The 16,541-nt window shown below is 49.6% G+C and carries 12 protein-coding genes and 6 pseudogenes; 9 read left to right on the top strand and 9 right to left on the bottom strand.

Annotated elements, in window-relative coordinates; genetic code table 11:
• Positions 1–55: 55 nt before the first annotated feature.
• Positions 56–463 carry a DoxX family protein gene (locus C444_RS08075; RefSeq protein ID WP_004592193.1) on the bottom strand — a complete coding sequence of 136 codons (408 nt, stop codon included), beginning with the start codon at positions 461–463 and terminating at the stop codon, positions 56–58.
• A 1,364-nt stretch (positions 464–1,827) separates the two neighbouring features.
• The gene (locus C444_RS08090) at positions 1,828–2,127 is read right to left on the bottom strand and encodes a hypothetical protein (protein WP_004592194.1); all 300 of its coding nucleotides are present in this window, start codon (positions 2,125–2,127) and stop codon (positions 1,828–1,830) included.
• Positions 2,128–2,201: 74 nt separating this feature from the next.
• Here C444_RS08090 and C444_RS22020 point away from each other — a divergent pair, with 74 nt between their 5' ends.
• Complete coding sequence (locus tag C444_RS22020; RefSeq protein WP_161607599.1) at positions 2,202–2,360, top strand: hypothetical protein; 159 nt, start codon at positions 2,202–2,204, stop codon at positions 2,358–2,360.
• Between the two features lie 469 nt (positions 2,361–2,829).
• Here the strand turns inward: C444_RS22020 and C444_RS08095 are convergent, their stop codons facing one another.
• A complete protein-coding gene (locus tag C444_RS08095) occupies positions 2,830–3,426 on the bottom strand; it encodes a TetR/AcrR family transcriptional regulator (protein ID WP_004592195.1) in 597 nt (198 codons plus the stop codon).
• 583 nt (positions 3,427–4,009) lie between these two features.
• On the opposite strand from C444_RS08095, the pseudogene C444_RS22715 reads away from it, so the two are divergent.
• From C444_RS22715 to C444_RS22720, 4 genes and pseudogenes are all read left to right on the top strand, one after another.
• Positions 4,010–4,408, top strand: a pseudogene (locus C444_RS22715) (ISH3 family transposase); the annotation flags it as partial.
• 435 nt (positions 4,409–4,843) lie between these two features.
• Positions 4,844–5,112 (top strand): annotated as a pseudogene (locus tag C444_RS21150) (IS6 family transposase); the annotation flags it as partial.
• Positions 5,113–5,168: 56 nt separating this feature from the next.
• On the top strand, positions 5,169–5,849 hold the full coding sequence (locus tag C444_RS08100; protein ID WP_004592196.1) for an IS6 family transposase: 681 nt from the start codon (positions 5,169–5,171) through the stop codon (positions 5,847–5,849).
• Positions 5,850–7,938: 2,089 nt separating this feature from the next.
• The gene (locus C444_RS22720) at positions 7,939–8,034 is read left to right on the top strand and encodes a DUF2080 family transposase-associated protein (RefSeq protein WP_229775365.1); all 96 of its coding nucleotides are present in this window, start codon (positions 7,939–7,941) and stop codon (positions 8,032–8,034) included.
• A gap of 1,062 nt (positions 8,035–9,096) precedes the next feature.
• Here the strand turns inward: C444_RS22720 and C444_RS22275 are convergent.
• The 3 genes and pseudogenes from C444_RS22275 to C444_RS08115 all read right to left on the bottom strand — a co-directional run bounded on the left by C444_RS22275 (position 9,097) and on the right by C444_RS08115 (position 10,274).
• Positions 9,097–9,507 carry a hypothetical protein gene (locus C444_RS22275; RefSeq protein WP_004592198.1) on the bottom strand — a complete coding sequence of 137 codons (411 nt, stop codon included), beginning with the start codon at positions 9,505–9,507 and terminating at the stop codon, positions 9,097–9,099.
• Positions 9,508–9,517: 10 nt separating this feature from the next.
• Positions 9,518–9,741, bottom strand: a pseudogene (locus C444_RS21160) (IS6 family transposase); the annotation flags it as partial.
• 260 nt (positions 9,742–10,001) lie between these two features.
• Positions 10,002–10,274 carry a PadR family transcriptional regulator gene (locus C444_RS08115; protein ID WP_004592199.1) on the bottom strand — a complete coding sequence of 91 codons (273 nt, stop codon included), beginning with the start codon at positions 10,272–10,274 and terminating at the stop codon, positions 10,002–10,004.
• Between the two features lie 237 nt (positions 10,275–10,511).
• On the opposite strand from C444_RS08115, the gene C444_RS08120 reads away from it, so the two are divergent.
• Entirely contained in the window at positions 10,512–10,766 is a 255-nt protein-coding gene (locus tag C444_RS08120; protein ID WP_004592200.1) for a PRC-barrel domain-containing protein, read from the top strand.
• A 404-nt stretch (positions 10,767–11,170) separates the two neighbouring features.
• Here C444_RS08120 and C444_RS23245 read toward each other — a convergent pair whose 3' ends face one another.
• Positions 11,171–11,341 carry a DUF7837 family putative zinc-binding protein gene (locus tag C444_RS23245; RefSeq protein WP_446685134.1) on the bottom strand — a complete coding sequence of 57 codons (171 nt, stop codon included), beginning with the start codon at positions 11,339–11,341 and terminating at the stop codon, positions 11,171–11,173.
• A gap of 878 nt (positions 11,342–12,219) precedes the next feature.
• Between C444_RS23245 and C444_RS08125 the strand changes: the two genes are divergently transcribed.
• The 3 genes and pseudogenes from C444_RS08125 to C444_RS08130 all read left to right on the top strand — a co-directional run bounded on the left by C444_RS08125 (position 12,220) and on the right by C444_RS08130 (position 14,568).
• Complete coding sequence (locus tag C444_RS08125) at positions 12,220–12,783, top strand: hypothetical protein (protein WP_004592201.1); 564 nt, start codon at positions 12,220–12,222, stop codon at positions 12,781–12,783.
• A gap of 61 nt (positions 12,784–12,844) precedes the next feature.
• Positions 12,845–13,083 (top strand): annotated as a pseudogene (locus C444_RS22725) (IS4 family transposase); the annotation flags it as partial.
• A 603-nt stretch (positions 13,084–13,686) separates the two neighbouring features.
• Positions 13,687–14,568, top strand: a pseudogene (locus tag C444_RS08130) (IS1595 family transposase).
• A 94-nt stretch (positions 14,569–14,662) separates the two neighbouring features.
• Here C444_RS08130 and C444_RS22730 read toward each other — a convergent pair.
• Together C444_RS22730 and C444_RS23040 are read right to left on the bottom strand one after the other, a co-directional pair.
• Positions 14,663–15,295 (bottom strand): annotated as a pseudogene (locus C444_RS22730) (transposase); the annotation flags it as partial.
• Between the two features lie 698 nt (positions 15,296–15,993).
• A complete protein-coding gene (locus C444_RS23040; RefSeq protein WP_161607600.1) occupies positions 15,994–16,158 on the bottom strand; it encodes a hypothetical protein in 165 nt (54 codons plus the stop codon).
• Between the last annotated feature and the right edge of the window lie 383 nt (positions 16,159–16,541).

The following is a 16,541-nucleotide window of genomic DNA, read 5'->3' on the forward strand; positions in this document are numbered from 1 at the left end:
AACGATGATCAGCGCACCCCCGGCCAATGCAATATTCTTCAGAAACTGCGTCATCTCAGTTTGTTGCNCTATATGCCCAGGACTGTGAACCGATCGCAACGATGATCAGCGCACCCCCGGCCAATGCAATATTCTTCAGAAACTGCGTCATCTCAGTTTGTTGCTCATCTTCCGAGACAGCCCAGAAGTCGTGGAAAATAAGCGCGGAAGCGACGAGGAATACAGCAATCAATATCGCGCTGATAGCTGGCAGAACACCGGCAATAATCCCGAGTCCACCTCCGATGAGGAGGCCTCCGGAGAGCAACACACCCAATTTGGGTGCTGGAAGGCCCTTGTATTCTGCGTAGCCAGTCATCTCTTCAGTCTCGAAACAGTGATTTAGGCCGGTAAACGCAAGCACGCCCCCGAACAGGACGCGACCAGCGAGGAGTGCTAGTCCCTCCATGCCTTCAATAGCCATTATGCACGCACCTCCCAATATTCGCCACCCACATTCTTCCTTATTGTTTCAACAGTTACAGTCAGGTGTACCATGTTTACGTCTAAACTGAGGACATTTGTAGGTGTTTGGCGACACCTGTACTACTACGTAACATCGGTGTTACTGGCCCACTTAATTTTCTCAGCCCCCTACCCAGAAGTGTAGCTATGTCACACGATGATGACGATGAGCGGTACGATGTTTCCCGGCAAGAGTTTGACAGTGTCTCTGAACTCCTCCTGCCAGAGTCAAGTAGCGNTCGGCGTTTACTGACGAATGAATCGACGAACATACCTCACGGCCGTTGCGACGGCCCTTGGTGTGACTGCCAGCTCAGGGACTGTCGCTGGAGACGACAGTGATGAGCGATACGAGTCAGTAAGACAAGAGTTCGCAGATATAACCCGGTTTGCAGCACCAGACTCTAATGGACCGGCTGACGAATACGTTCGTCTCTACGACGATACANGTGTGGCCATAGCGACCCGCGACGCAGCAGGAATCGACGTCACGTCATAATTGGCGTGGCAAGCTGATTGTCTTGATGTCACTGCAATTAATTTTTCGGTAGTCACAGAACGCTACTCAACGAGACTGCTAGTGACCCGTATCAGCCCACAGTTCTGGCCCATGCCTACTAAACAGGCCTATTTCGGTCCGTTTAGCAAAACTATCTCTATCTTACTCATATATTCATATCCGCCTGCCCCTAATATCAATTTATTGAACACTCATCAACAAGAAGCACAATGACTGGCACGGCCTCATTGTCCTCATCCGTAGAACTCGCACATGCTGACGTCACCCAATGAATGAGGCCGCCGCCTTCCAGAGGAACTCGCTGGCAACACGCCATCAAGAAACCCGCTCCACCAGCGCGTCGTGAGCCGCTCTGGGTGGCGTTTAAGCCACTTGATTGGGTAGACTTTCTTTGCCAGGCTATGGTGATGACACCCCAGTCGGTGAGCATCACTGTCGTCACCTTGGACATTGGTCTACCCCCACGCTGTCCGCCGTTCTTGCTCAATACGTTTGCTTGATGTATTCGTTTTGTATCATGATCTTAGTCGTCTACTCGGTTATCAGCCTGTCTACGTTTTTTCAGAATTAGTTTGATCAACAGCAGCGCCGCTAGCCCAGCGGCGGCTTTCAAGCCCGCCGACCGCGTGATTTGCAGGACCGGTTCGGAGCTAACCAGCAACGCTATCCCGTAGAACAACTGTCCGAGGTTTCCCCAGCACCAATGAAACAGCACCGCGCGGCGAACTGGGACGCGACGAACAGTGTCGTCGCTGTTGCCGTCACCGCGCTTGCTGGATGAATGAGGAACTCTTTGATCGACATTAGATGATAGAAGCACCTCCTCCGGGGATGAAGTCTAATACAATCCTGACGGCGGTCCGTAGGCTGGTCGCGTACACGACCACCACGAGAGTGTACACAATCGCCACCCCCGGCAGTCCCGCCGGTCGCATCCAGTTGAAAAACTCAACCACCAGTTGGACACTCAAGTCGATAACACCGTCAAGAATCGGCTGACTGATGGCTGACACGCCGTCAATGAGCATGTTCGCGATTATCTCCGTCACATCTGCGAGGCCGAGCGTTCCCTCTGTCGACGATCGTGGCTCGCCGAGAAACATGAGAGTGTACGCCCAGAGCGCTTGGGAAACAACTTCTTCAACGCCGTTCAACAGCGGGGTCAGAGAGCCCAAGAATGAATCTGATCGGAGAACTCCTGAAGTCCGACAGAACCGGAGGGATCTCTGGTGCTACGTCAGCCACCTACGAGTCGCTGGCCTTCTTCTCGGAGTCTGCGAACGACGACGAACAGCGTCAACAGCGTGAACACCAGCACTGCGAGGTAGCCCTATAGTCCGAACCATTCGACACTGCTACCCATTGGTTCTTTTGGCACCACTGCAGAACCGGGACGGATAGCTCACCCAAGACTTCCGATCCCATCGATGGCTCACTGGAACTCACGTTCCCGACGAACGAGGTCGCACTCTCAATGAGTCGCTCGGGAATGTTCAAGAGTTTGTTTATAAATCTTCACATCCCTACATAAAGCGTCGTGTTTGGTTAGCTCACAACACTTCTCAACGAAGTCGAGGAGATTAATTTGCATGCCAATCTACTTCTTCAATTTCAACCTTCTAAGCCGTACACTAACCAATTAAACAGTCAGCATGGCAGGGCATTTAACAACAGAGTCATGCTGTAAATAGTCTGTGTAACTGGTACACACACTTGTTTTCACTACTGAAATGCAGACTGTAGGTCCGTATAGAGGTCCACAATCCAGTGGTGGCGCATCAGATCAGTTATTACAGCAGGCAGTCTCAGGCACGTAGACACGTCTCGACGTAGCGACGGAACTCAGCTTTTGACTCCGCGATAGTTTGTGTGTCAGCGGTCAAATATTCGGTCTGAATGCCGATAAGGACAGTCTGAAACAGCGCTGCCGACTCTTTCGGCTCGTCAACATCGAACACACCCTTATTCACGCCGGCGCGAATAATCTGGGTCAGTTGTTTGCGAATGAAGTTGTCGCTCCGGCGAAACAGCTCGTAATACTCCTCATTGTGTGCCGTCTGTGCGCGGAGTTCGATAACGGCCTGTGTGAAAGCACAGCCTTGGCTCTCTGTCTCGTCGAATATCTCGTTGACGACGATATCGATGTAGTCTCCAGGGGGTTCCTTTGAGAACAGGACTTGCTGCTCAATCTGTTCGAGCATATACCCGAGCAGGTCTAGGAGCAGGCTATCCTTGTTATCGTAGTGGTGATAGATCAACGACTGACTTTTGTCAAAATGGGCCCCGATTTTCTTGATGGTTAGTCCCGCATAGCCATGTTCACACAGCGCATAGTATGTGGCTTCAAGGATCTCCTCACGGGTGCCGGAAATATCTCCGAAAAATGACGTCTCATCGATCATTGGTGGTTATAATGGCGTACGTGCATATTTGCATTCTGGTTGTAATACTGCGATAGTGTCGCTTCTGAGGGGGTTCGTGGTGGATGGGCATGAAGGGGCGTAACCGGAGGAGAGTCTCCCTTCTCTCTCATTTGTCATACTGGTGTGGGTTCGCCAGTAATATTGACTAAATAAGCAGTCAACTTGACTCTGCTGATTCCACTCTCAGAGCAGCAAGTGCGGCTGAAGTGGGTTGAAACAACATTTGATCATTCAACCTGACCGTTTGAATAGAGAGGTAATATGTGGAGCGAGAGCTGATTAAATCATAGCAATGGCTAAACTTCTTGTTGTGTCCTGTTCATTGCACCGTTCATACCCAACCATGTTATTCTAGTATTGACATGACTATGCCCCGTGGACTAACTGGTGATATCTAGGACCGGAACACACTGGTTTCCATCAACACCGAAGCATAGTCGCTCGGGGACTACGACGGCCATGAATAGCTTCGAGATTAGTGTCAGCAAGGGGTAGAACTGGTTACTTACCGAGACTCAGCACCCCACAAAGCCGGGAGTTAGGATGTCTGCTTGCTGCGAGTGTGCCTAACAAACAGAAGCAAGCAGACAGTGAAATCCATCAGGACGAACTCCTTAATTTCCTCGTCAAACCAGTCGACGAGGAAGTTGCTCCTGACCTTGCCAACAACGCAGATACAACGCAGAGGACATTCACGAGGTCCTCGTCGGTACGACTGCCGACGGAACCTCAATCTTCACACTATGTAAATCAAGTGAAGACTCGCTGCCGACGAACACGATCCGTTACTAGCTCCGAACAAAGTTCGAGTTGGAACAGCTCGAATGAGTCGCTAACACACTTCTTCAGACGGATGCCGTCGGACTGCACTTTGGGCAGGTGGAGGTCTGCGCGGATCTTCGCCTGAGGCCGTTACTGTAACAAAGACAAGACAGACTCCTACTACCATTCGGGAACCAAATTCAGCGAGAGCCACTCAAACGAACGCTAACTACTGATTCACCCGAAGATTCACGAGTAGCGCCGAAGAAAATATTGTGAAGGCCACTTATTGAGTGTCACTAGGACATAACATACGATCTTCCGGCTGCGTTTCTGGAGTTCACTGTCGATAGATTCGAGGAAGCGATCGATACAGAGATCGGCGACAAACTATCAGAATATCTTGAGTGTCCACAGAAAAGCTTCTGCAACTTCAGTCCGACACGGAACAGCGGCGACTCCAAGCGGCACTAGCCATCCCCGGTCACGAGCCATGACAAACGAGGTATTTCGCGAATAATTCACACAGCTCGACGAGCGACTGGCAGCCACCATTTGAGGCATCGTTGAACGCGGCATCGACGACGGAACTCTCTGTGATGTCGACCCCTCACGGCTGCGGAACATCTCTTATTGGATTCACAAGGCTGATTTACAGTCCGAAGGTGGTCGGTCACCGGATCACGTTGCGGTTGATGAGACCGTGCTCAACTCAATAATGAACAGTACTGGCTGTACGCTGCTGTCGATCCACAGACGAATAAATTGCTTCATACAAAGCTTAGACCGACCACGACGAAGATTCTCGCTCATTCCTTTCTCACCGAACTCAACGAGAAACACGACGTTGACGACGCTGTGTTTCTCGTTAATGGCTCCAAATCGTTACAAGTTGCGTGTCACGGCACTGTCTAGTTAAGCCAGTTTGAGAAGTGAGCAGTTCATGCTTTGGGTTGTTCATGCTGTCGCCAGAACTGCTCAGAGAGACGTTGGACACGGCAAATCTTGAATGTTGGGAGCGAGAGCGGACGGCCACGCCCGTCAGGGCGTTGGCCGTCCGGCTCCACGCGACTGGCTGTTCACTTAGAGAAACACAAGCAGTTCTGCACTTATTCGGCGTACAACGCTCTCATCAGGCAATTTTTCAGTGGGTTCATCGAGTAGCTGACAGCGTTCCCGACCCGCCTGAGGCGCAGCCGAAGCGGGTCGCGGTAGACGAGACCGCTGTCAAAATCAATGACGAGTGGTCTTGGTTATATGCCGCAATAGACCTCGACACCAAGTTGATACTGGGTGTCGATCTATTCGGATCTCACGGGACCGATCCAGCTGCTGCGTTTTTGCATGGACTCTCCGAGAAACACGACCTCTCTGAGGCCGTGTTTCTCGTCGATGGCTTCGGCTATCAGACTGCCCTTGCTCGATTAGGGCTCAGCGGTCGGCGTGATTACACAGACCGAAACCTAATTGAAAAGTGGTTTCAGACACTCAAAATACGGATCGACCGCTTCCATAATTCGTGGGTGGGCAGTCGGTCGAGCGTTCGCCGCTGGTGCTTGCAGTTCGCACATTATTATAACCGCCAGCGACCGCATCAGTCACTAAACAATCGAACGCCAGCTGAGGTTGTGACTAACTAGACAGTGCCGGATGTGTCTAACAGACAGTTGTGGCGCCCCGTGGAGACGTCGTCGTTTCTGATCATGACCACACAAGAATCGTTAATATGATTTTACGAGCTGCATTGACAGTCCTTGCTTTACACCAGACTGTCTCCACGAACCATCCTTGATAACCGATTCTGCCGGTAACCATTGATTAAGAATGCCTTCGAAAAGAGGGGATGCACGTCGCCGCCGCCAGCTCGGTCTTCTTCGAGCGTATCTTAATCACGACTGATGTCTTATCAGGACAGAGCTGGACATTCAAACCGAGTCAGTAAGTAATGCTTTATCAGTAGTTGTTAATGCGGCCAGTTTATTCACCTTCAGCCCTGTAATAAATCCTTCAGACGTATTCTTACGAGGTGATCTCCGAATAAAGAAACCATGCTACTAACTACTGTTATCCGGTACTGAGTTGATGACATTCTCCCGTTTTAATATACGAACCTGTGTGCATCGTGTAGAAGGCGGCGACAGCTGTGGGATAAAGATGTGAAGAGTAGATATGTGGAAGCACTCTGTTGGGTATCATTTTTCGTATCGGAAATTGTATGTCTGGAGAGGTGTGTTCTCTGAGGTTTGTATTAATTGGGGACGTTAGGAACAGTATCGCAAGACAGTGAGCGGCAGTTCGAAAAGACAGAATATGTACTGGGGTGGCGCTGCACTTTAGCCCATTTCGGTCAGAGAACATGCGCTACCTTTCAGTTAGATAGTGCCATTGCTTGAGCGATTCTCCGATAGGTATTATATAACAATATCCGCTGGGAATCTCTCCAAACTTGATGAGGCAACAAATCATCATCTGTGTTGTTATAGTTGCTGCAGTAGGTGCTACTGGTACTGCGACTAACACTGAAATTTCAGCATTACAAGCACTGGATTCGGCTTCAGAGCCCACTCCAACACCAGTACCTACTCCAGAGCCCACTCCAACACCAGTACCTACTCCAGAGCCCACTCCAACACCAGTACCTACTNACCTACTCCAGAGCCCACTCCAACACCAGTACCTACTCCAGAGCCCACTCCAACACCAGTACCTACTCCAGAGCCCACTCCAACACCAGCACCTACTCCAGAGCCCACTCCAACACCAGCACCTACTCCAGAGCCCACTCCAACACCAGCAGACGGCCCAGTGGTTGTCGAAATTGGGAACTGGGGTGAGACAGTGCATAATAGTTCAGAAGTCCGATTTCGAGTGGTTAAGTATCGGATCACGGAATCTATCGAAGAGAGTGATGGAGATGTAGAAACGCCATCAGACGGTAATAAGTTTGTAGTTGCTACTATTCAGATGGCAACAGATCCTGGTCATAGGGTTAGTGTCGGGCAAGAACAGTGGTCATTTACTGGACTGACAGATGAGGAACATAGCCCACATGAGGTCACCACTGACGTCCGGAATGGCTTCCCAAATAAAACAGAACTGCATGGAGATCATGTTCAGGGTACTATAGTTTGGGAAGTGAGATATCCAAGCGATGCAGAGTTTAATATGGTGCCTTACAATAACCAAACTGGACGCTCAGGCCGTGTAGTCACAAACTAGGCTATCCGTTTCCAATATTCTTAGTATTCTCCGTCCACTTGCTCAACCCTTTAAAAAAGATCCGGCGCTAATTAATAATTATTGAACGTAGTGGTGCGTAGGTCACACTTCATACTGGATTCTCATACAGGTAGTTACGACAGCCTCCAGGCCACAGGCAGCGTTGTTTTCTATTGGCGTATCCACTTCCAGATTTCAGAAATTTCCTCTCGAAAATAGTCAATTATCGTTGAATTCCCCACCTATTATCAAATGCAAGGAAATACCAATCAGAATTCGATCGTCAAATGCCACGATGTCCACCAAACACAGTCTGGAGTTGGCTAAATAGACTCGAAAGGCTTGGAGCATAGCTGTTCGAATCCGGCATTTACCTTATAAACTGGAGGACTCGACCCCTTCTCACCCATATCGAACCGACTCCACCGGCATAATTAAACAGATATACGAACATAATGAATTGGTTTGAAATTAATGGTGAGGACGCTTTTGACGGCGAGATCAAAGTGTTTGAACAGTGCCCACGTCGGCGTCGTGAAACGGTGGCGTGGGGTCGACGTGAAAGTCGTCCGCATCTCCGAGCCTATCGAACAAGGCGACGTATGACACAAACGCAGGCTCTCACGAAGACACTCGTGTTCCACTGGATGGGCAACGAAAGCTTGCTTCACCAAGCCCGCTTGGAGTGTCGTCAGGTGTCCAATGAGGTACTACGGCTCAGCTATGACGGCCGGGACTGGAACGAGTTTGGGGATATTGTTGAGGAGGATGCCGACCTCGTGCAAAACACGGTACAGTGTATTATTAGCAGTAGATAGTAGCACGATTTCTTTACTCAGATCTTACCTCGTAAGAATACGTTTGAAAAGTTTATTACAAGATTGGAACTGAATAAACTAGCCGTATTAACAACTACTGTTAAATACGATGCAGCTAGAAATACAAATTTTTTATTTTTATATGATCTTATTGTAATAGTACTGTGGAGAGTAAAAATATAATGTCTGACTTAGCTAGATGATTGAGATCTCTGAATGTAGACACTTGTCTTTGGTTTTAATTCCGTGTTTTATTACATCTTATACGCTCCATAGTAACTTCAGTTCACCAAACGCTCACGATCTGGCGTCTGAAGTGGACTGTCCCAAGTGACTTACAACCCGAAAAAGGGGAGAGAGGAACATTCAGGATCACCAAAGCAACTTCGCGAGCCATCATGTTCGAAATACGGTATCACTTTCATTCGTGAATTGGTCCTACCAGCGCCGGTCTTTCTTAACCATTCTGGCGGTTACTACTCGAAAATGGGGTGTGTGAGAAAGACCGTATCATCTAGACCATCATTCGCAAAATCCAGATTATGTGGATTTTGCTTCAAGGTTCACTTCCCCTAACAACGCGAAAATAGGGTGGGTGAAACATCGAACTAGGTGTATTACCATACCCAACGTCTTACAACTCGAAAACGGGGAGTGAGTGAGTCAATAGATTCGATGTACCCATAGATCTGCTGTGGTATCTCTTATCCCCCTCCGATTTACAAACCGAAAATGGAGGGGTGTCCTACGATCTCTTTGTCGTCGGTACAATCTATGATACGGAGACGGTGAGAAACGACGGAAATTCGGGGTGTGTGGTCCCATCGATATTGGTCTACCTCCTCGAGGCTTACTCGTCTGGGTTGACTGAGTTGTACTTGAAGGTCATTTTATGACCTTCCCACCACTGCCAGTAGTAGCGATTGTCGTTGGTCTCCTTGATCGTGATCGACGCGATGCATATGTTTACACCACCGTCTGGAGTGCGCTGCTGCCAGTCGGGACAGGTACAGAATTTCGCGATGATCTCGGCCTCGTAACGATTTCCAGAGGCGGCTTCCACTTCGAATCTACCACCCTTGGCGAGTAAAATGAAAGTCATTGTTTCTTCGAAAACGCGTTTCGTTCGTGGCTCGAGGTCGTTTGCCGAGCTGAGGCCATCCGATACGAGCATTCGGTCGCGAACGTCTTCCGCCTGTCCTCCATCTGGAGCGAGATCGCTGTCAATCCCCTGAATCCGATTCTCCAAGAGTGCTTCCACAAGACATTATCTAATTCTGGATGGCCTCAGTTGGCGTTTGTCCATCGAGTGCTTGGTTCGGTCGTTCGTGGTTATAGTGGTGTCTGAATCGTCGTAGCTATTGTTTTGAGCTGGATTGACTGCCCTCCAAGAAGAAGTGAATGCGGCCGATTCACATCGCCACAGTCTGGAACCATTTTCGATGTGGTTCCTAATTCGATAGTCAAGCTGACCGCTCAAACCGTGACAGGAGAGGAGTGCTTGTCGATGGACCGACTTAACAGCCAAAGCTACAATCAAGCACAAAATGACAACGGTACTACAGACAACACTATGACAGCTGCAAGACAGACTTACGACCAATCAGAGTGACATAGAGACGGGAAGCGTTGGCTCACCGAGCGACAGACCCCGAATAGATACGACCGCAACCAGAGTTCCCGACAGATTGGCGACGTTGGGTCGGTTCACAACACCCACTCGACAATGGCAGAGGCGGAAGAGGGCTGAGCGATTTAGTCGGTGTATTGGGTTTCCCAGTCACGGCGGGCGTCAATCTCCCGACGTCCACGGCGCGTGAGCGTATAGCAGTTTGTTCGCTGGTCATGCTGCCCCTTCTCGACGAGGCCCTTCTTGACAAGTGTGTCGATATTCGGGTAGAGTCGACCGTGGTGGATATCCCCCTCGTAATAGTTTTCTAACTCTTCTTTAACCGCAGTACCATGTGGTTCGTGCTGGCCAGCAATCGTGTACAGTATATCACGCTGAAACCCTGTTAGATCGTGCATGCTCTATCGGTAATTTGTATCCGCTATATTTGCGTTTTGAAACAGATGTGCGGTTTCGTTGAAACAGGGTCTTTGGATATGTCATCACTAACTGAGTTGATGAAAAAAGCGGAGGAGAATTCGCAGAAATTGTCTGATAGCTGTTGTTTAGTAGTTGGATGGTGGGCTTTGGTTCTAACGGCGTGAAGACTATGAAGTGAAATCTATTTGTACATTGGCTATAACAGGTCTGCATGTATGCAGACGGTCCTCGCAAGCACACTCTCTAACACACAAGTAGTGAGTACCGACGGCGAAGAACTCGGAACCCTGCATAACGTCACGTTCAATACGATTGGTGGCAATCTCAAACAGATTGTTATCGAGACGGACGCACAGGAACTCTTCGGGAAAAATCAAGACGGCGATGGCTATGTGAGGCTCCCTGCGGAACTGATTGAAGCAATCCGTGACCACCTCATCATTCGATCGCCTGACGAGTATCTCGGTTAACGCCAGCACCGCCCAATCATAACCCGTTTTACTCTTACAATCTAGTTCCGTACGGTTCGGTGTTGGCGGCAAACAGCTATGAATTCGTCATGAGAGTTGCTTACACGCTCGTACAGCGCCTCGAATTGCTCTTTCTGAGTGGCATCGTCGCCTGTCGTCTCGGTACTGGATCAACATCTCACGTTCCGGTACATTCTCAACGCCGAAAGCATTGCCAGACAGCGGGGTAATAAGCGTTACAGTAGACTAGAGCATTCCCACATTTGGTAGCTCCACGTCGGTCCGAAAGTCATGCCGAAGAGTGTATGGCGATCAGAGAAAACAATAGGGTAACGTGGCTCACTGTGCTGCTCAACGAACACCAGAACAACTCACGGAGAGTTAGTGAAAAAGAGAACGCTCAGCTAAGACAGGTACACACGTTGAACACTCCGTCCAGATGCTTTCTGTGTCATCGTCTTGTCATATTCAACCAGCAGCCACGGTGACGTGATGCGTTCTTCGCAGTTTGGGCAGTGGCCGAAATGTTGTGTATCATTAGGCACAGAAAAGAGAGGGGAGAAGTCTGCGTTCATATTCTTTCATAGATAATTCAGCCTGCATTGAAAATAAGTGTTTATCAAGTTACGAACAGTGATCGCTCAGTCTAATCGCCAGTCAGTTGTCCAAACAATCGGTACAACGACCAGTCCCGGGAAGAGATGGCTTCCCACAGTCTATGCACGCATCAACTGCGGTGTGGTTCTCTGCACCCGACTCAAGATATTGCGTGACTGTTTTCCATATCCGTTGAATCATATCTATAACACCGTCTCCAAGACGTATAAACTCATTATTCGAGGCGTTAGTTGATAGTGCTCTGGAGTGGTATGTATCACACCTGCACCTGTGTGATCAGGTGCAGAATAGTTGGTTACTGGTGAGTCTATGTGGCTGTTGTGATGATTGTGTCTGGTGTGAGTTAATCATCTGTGGTCGCAAGCACGTATCGTTAAAGAACGTGACTCAGAGATGCCGACTGGAGTCCGAGCGTTAGTCCAGTGCGCCGAGTGAATAGATCATTGGCCGGGATCGACACTATCGGTGACCACGCATCGATTGAGACAGATATCAACGAGTTCCCGACCCACCTAGACGCATCATATGTCCTTACTGTAGAAAAAACAGTAATCGCCTTTTATGGTCTTTTCGTTGTCTGTCTCCGTTTTATCATACCACAACTGACATTCTAATAACCAACAGATTGATCAGAACATTATAACCTCAAGATTTGATGGAACATGGAACTTGACTTAGGCACACGCTCCGCATTCCACCCCTTGCCATTGAGGTTGGACAGAAAATCGTTACGGGGCGGACTATCATTACCGACTCTCGAAACTCCTGTAAACCGATCAACCGAACTGGATTCAACCGACACAAGGATGATTATCCTTCCATATAGCTAGCTATTATGAGCCTCATTGATTCGTTGTTGGACGATACCACTTCAGCTGAGCCGGAAGATTCGTCTGAACCGACGATCAAACTCTCTGAATCTGAGAATGAAGTTGTCTACCCAGTCGTTGTAGAGGCAAGTGAATTGTCGGCCTACAAGCGCCTCTTTGAGTACGATATTGAAACACCATACGGTGTGCCCGAAACGCCAGAGTTTCTTGAGGACGTACTCAACGAGCCATGGCGAGAAGCCACACTTGGTGACCGATCGTGGCAAGAAGAGACGAACCAGACAAGAGATGCTGCAAAGGCGATTATCGGTGCCTGGAGTACTGAACTGAGCGGTGAGCGTGGCGTTATCCTCATGCCAACCGGCGCGTATTACTACCTTGCAAAGCCACTATGGGCTTGTGGGGTCCGGGTTAAACAAAACAAGGCCCCGCCCAAAATCATTGATGACCTTCTTACTGCGGCGTCGCTTGTGAAGCGTCTCAAGTCAGCTGAAACGGGTGATGTCCCAGCCGTCTTCGCGCATGTTGGCGATGTCCCGATGACATCTGGGGAAATGGATTCTTGCTGATACTGCTGGTGATGCCTGCTCGATCAGATGGATGGCCGGCCCTCACGGGCCTGCGTTGGTACGTCTGCGATGCACTCTTGTTGAGCGTGAGCGGAAGTCGACATCATTACGCTCTTTTACACATTTTCATTTGGCTTCGCTGCGTGTTCAGATCTCTCCCTGCAAGTATTTTGAACTCCAATTGAGATGGGTAACTGCGATCGGCTCTCCTACACAGCGTTCCATGACTGGTACGAATCAGGCTTTGCTGCATTCCTTCGGGCGGTTCTCGGTGACGCTATCGAGAATTTTGATACTGGGTGACCTGACTTGAACAAACCTTTTGAGCGATTTCGAGAAGTCCTAAGTAATATCACTGCGAAACCACAGAACGACTTCAGCAAATGATTGTCGATGAACCAAAAGTAGCGATTTAATAACAATTGGCTTTTGATAAATTCCAGAGACAGTGAACACGGCTATCTCCGAGCATCTCGAACTGTTTGAAGCCTTGCTACACCGGATGCTCCCAATCGGGCAGTTTCGTCTCTGGTGTCGTGCTGCTCAATGTGAGTGATGCTATACGTTCTTACCATCATCAAGTATGGTGGATGCCTACCAAGGCCATGACGACCGATCGTCCGCGACCTCCTGACAACGATCTAAATACATTGAGATGATATGCCCCAACTACTGACAGATTTCGGAAGTTGATACTACAGGGGGTGTAGCGGGGCCCCTGATGCGTGTATTTGGACGAACCGTCGAGCGGAAACCGCTGCAGATTAGCACTCAGCCACTCGTTCCCCTTCCAATACTAATGATATTGCCGAATGCTCTTGGGAAGCAGGTTGTTGGTTGGGTAGACCTGACGCTGTGAAAGCGTAGCGGGCAAGGGTGACGCGGTAGCGTCACCCGAACGCAATGTTCCCATTTGAATTGCTTAGCTCAGAGGCGAGCGCCGCGAACCTGCTGGAGCAGGTTCGCTGGCGCAATGGCCTCTACTGCCCGCGCTGCCAGTCTGAGTCAGTGATCAAACACGGCAGCTATCGAGAGTATCAACGGTATCTATGTAAGGATTGCGACCGCACGTTCAACCCCAAGACCGGCACGATCTTCGCGCACGCGAAGAACGGCCTTGACAGGCTCTTGTTTGTGTTCTACTCGTCCCTCCGATTCAACACGAGTATCCGCCAGCTAGACGCTGAAATCGACGTTTCCTACCGGTCGCTTCGGCGGCGCGTCGAGCAGTTCGCCAGAACGCTCGACGCGCCTACCCTCGATCTAGTTGGGCCGGTCGAAATTGACGAGTTCTACGTCGCTGCAGGGAAGAAAGGCCGCGAGCGCGACCGGGAGCCACGCTCGCGTGCCCTTTCGAAAACGTGGGCGGGGAACGTACGAAGGGGACAAACCGCCAGTGTTCACGCTCGTAGATCGCGGCACCGATCAGCGATACGTCGTTCCAGCGAAATCCGACGACAAATCGACGGTGCGACTCCTTCTCGGCAGCCGTGAGGAGGAGTCGCTAACTGTCTACACCGACGGATTTCGAGTGTACGATCCACTTGACAAGGATGAAGATTACCACCGAGAATCAGTAATTCATGGCGACGGTGAGTATGTCGATGGAGACGCTCACGTGAACTCGTGCGAGAGCCACGCGTCGCTGGCGCGTGGCTCTCGCCGCATCGAGGCGTCTCAAAAGACAAACTGGCTGCGTATCTCAGACCGTTCCAACTTCGACGACGTATTCTCCGAAAACCGGGTCGAAAAGCGCTCAAAGAGATTGTTCAGGCAGTTCTCTGACTCACCAACAACGTACTTCGCAAGAGCGTTGCCGAATTCAGAAGACTGGGTAGTGTAGCAACTCGACACTGCGCTCCCCCAGATTGAGTTCTCTTTACCCGATCCCAGTCTCCTTCTTCAACAACGTGAGCGTGTTATCTGCTGTCACCATCGGTGAGTGTTCGTACTCACCAGTCAGCTCGACCCGCACGAGTAAATCGACGGGTCGCCAAATCGAGTACAGCAGACACGCAAATACGAAATAGAAGAGGCGTAGCCCGGAATCTTTCGACAGGGTGGCAGCCATGGATCGCTTGATCGATCTGTATCGGACCTTGCTCTTTCACTGATACCCGTATTCAGTGAGGAAGCTATTACTGCGGTTAGATATGAACGCTGAGTACTGTTGGTGGTCGTCATGCTCAGGATCCTCTTTTTGCTGATAAATAAGTATCGTCTCCTGCCATTCTTCTTCCCGAGATGAAATTTCCTGTCAGTCTCGTACCGATCCTGACCTCGCTGGAAGAATCGCTTTGCTTGGTTTCTCGCTTGTCTCCATTCGTTTTGGGACGTGATACGACAGTCCACGCTGGCTGAGCATCTCCACAGTGTGCCGACTGTCGTACCTACGATCCATCAGTACGTTATCGACGTGAACGGTATCTTGGGCTGAATCCAGCAGATCCTCTACTATCTCTTTTCGTGATTCTCCTCTTCGCACAGGATGGGCATCCAGCACAATCGAAATCGGGCAGCTCCGAGAGGCAGCACTTATTCCTGGAGTCTACAATATAGAATATAAAAGCTGCTAATATTCTCTAATCTAATAGAACTGTTTGCTATTAGTTACAGTGACTAGTGAGTTAGCAGGGGTCGTACTGGATCCAAGTCACATTAAGAAACTGCCATGCTGTCGGGTAAGTATCATCAGCAGTGACAGATGATTTATTATGGCCTCAGCTAATATATTAGCTATGTCTGGGTTGGGTTCCTATGCAACACCGTCGGGACGAATGTTCGCAGCTGCATGGACTGGCATGGCACTCGTTATGTCACTCTTCGTGGCAATCATGACAACATTTGATATTCCGGTTCAAGCTACCTACGTATTCGCTGCTGGTTTGACACTCAGAGAATTGGTCGGCCTAGCTTCATGGGCGCTTCAGCGATAGCCATGAACACTATTTAGACTTCAGAAGCACAGCGTGTCATAGAATACGTCTCATACCCTCTACGCGGTAATTTTGGCTACTTCGTTTCACGCCTGATTCAGAGAGATACGGGATTTCAGATTCTATTCGGAGAAAAATGAGCGAAGCATTCCTGTTGAGAACTATTGTATGACACGCTCCAACGGTCTCGTAGCAGACTACCAATTGGGGCGATATGAGTCCTCAGCAGAGACTAATCGAACTGTTTCAAGAACCATCTCCGTTCCATCTCGTCTTAACGCAGTTCCAATCTATCGATTGGCACCCAATCAATCCTTGTGGCGGGAACTTCCAGCAGTGTCTCACCGACGCCAGGGAAGCCGGCCATCAGGACGTTATCGCCGAACTCCAGCAGATGCAGGACAGTCACCAGTATCGGGTTGAGTACGCACTTGCACACTCTGGTACGATAGGCGTCCCACTAACCCCTGGCGTCCCATACCGAAGGCTTCGCCGGGAACAGATGTTGATAATGGGTGTAAGGAGGATAATCTCAAGATTTGGGACCCCCACCCCCGGGTGTTTCCGGGTAAACTCTGTATAAGCAAGGCAGGCCAGATAGATATATCGAAGGATTGCATATAAATGTAGGAAGAGGCTGCAAGAGGTAAAGACTCCAAAGAAGGGAAAGCGGCTGTAGAGCCTCAATAAGTTGTGGTTCGACCAGTCACCTTCTATACTGTTCTAGGTAATAACTAGCTAGAAAGAAAAGTATATAAACAAACTCAGAGAGGAATTTTCACCAGTTCACCATGATATTGAATTCTGTGGTAGAGAACGTTT

The organism is Haloarcula japonica DSM 6131 (assembly GCF_000336635.1).
Lineage (GTDB): Archaea > Halobacteriota > Halobacteria > Halobacteriales > Haloarculaceae > Haloarcula > Haloarcula japonica.

Bases quoted from the DNA above. Each gene is read 5' to 3' on its own strand.
- C444_RS08090 (WP_004592194.1), bottom strand. From the start codon at position 2,127: ATGTTTCTCGGCGAGCCACGATCGTCGACAGAGGGAACGCTCGGCCTC.
- C444_RS22020 (WP_161607599.1), top strand. From the start codon at position 2,202: ATGAATCTGATCGGAGAACTCCTGAAGTCCGACAGAACCGGAGGGATC.
- C444_RS08095 (WP_004592195.1), bottom strand. From the start codon at position 3,426: ATGATCGATGAGACGTCATTTTTCGGAGATATTTCCGGCACCCGTGAG.
- C444_RS08100 (WP_004592196.1), top strand. From the start codon at position 5,169: ATGCTGTCGCCAGAACTGCTCAGAGAGACGTTGGACACGGCAAATCTT.
- C444_RS08115 (WP_004592199.1), bottom strand. From the start codon at position 10,274: ATGCACGATCTAACAGGGTTTCAGCGTGATATACTGTACACGATTGCT.
- C444_RS08120 (WP_004592200.1), top strand. From the start codon at position 10,512: ATGCAGACGGTCCTCGCAAGCACACTCTCTAACACACAAGTAGTGAGT.
- C444_RS23245 (WP_446685134.1), bottom strand. From the start codon at position 11,341: ATGAACGCAGACTTCTCCCCTCTCTTTTCTGTGCCTAATGATACACAA.
- C444_RS08125 (WP_004592201.1), top strand. From the start codon at position 12,220: ATGAGCCTCATTGATTCGTTGTTGGACGATACCACTTCAGCTGAGCCG.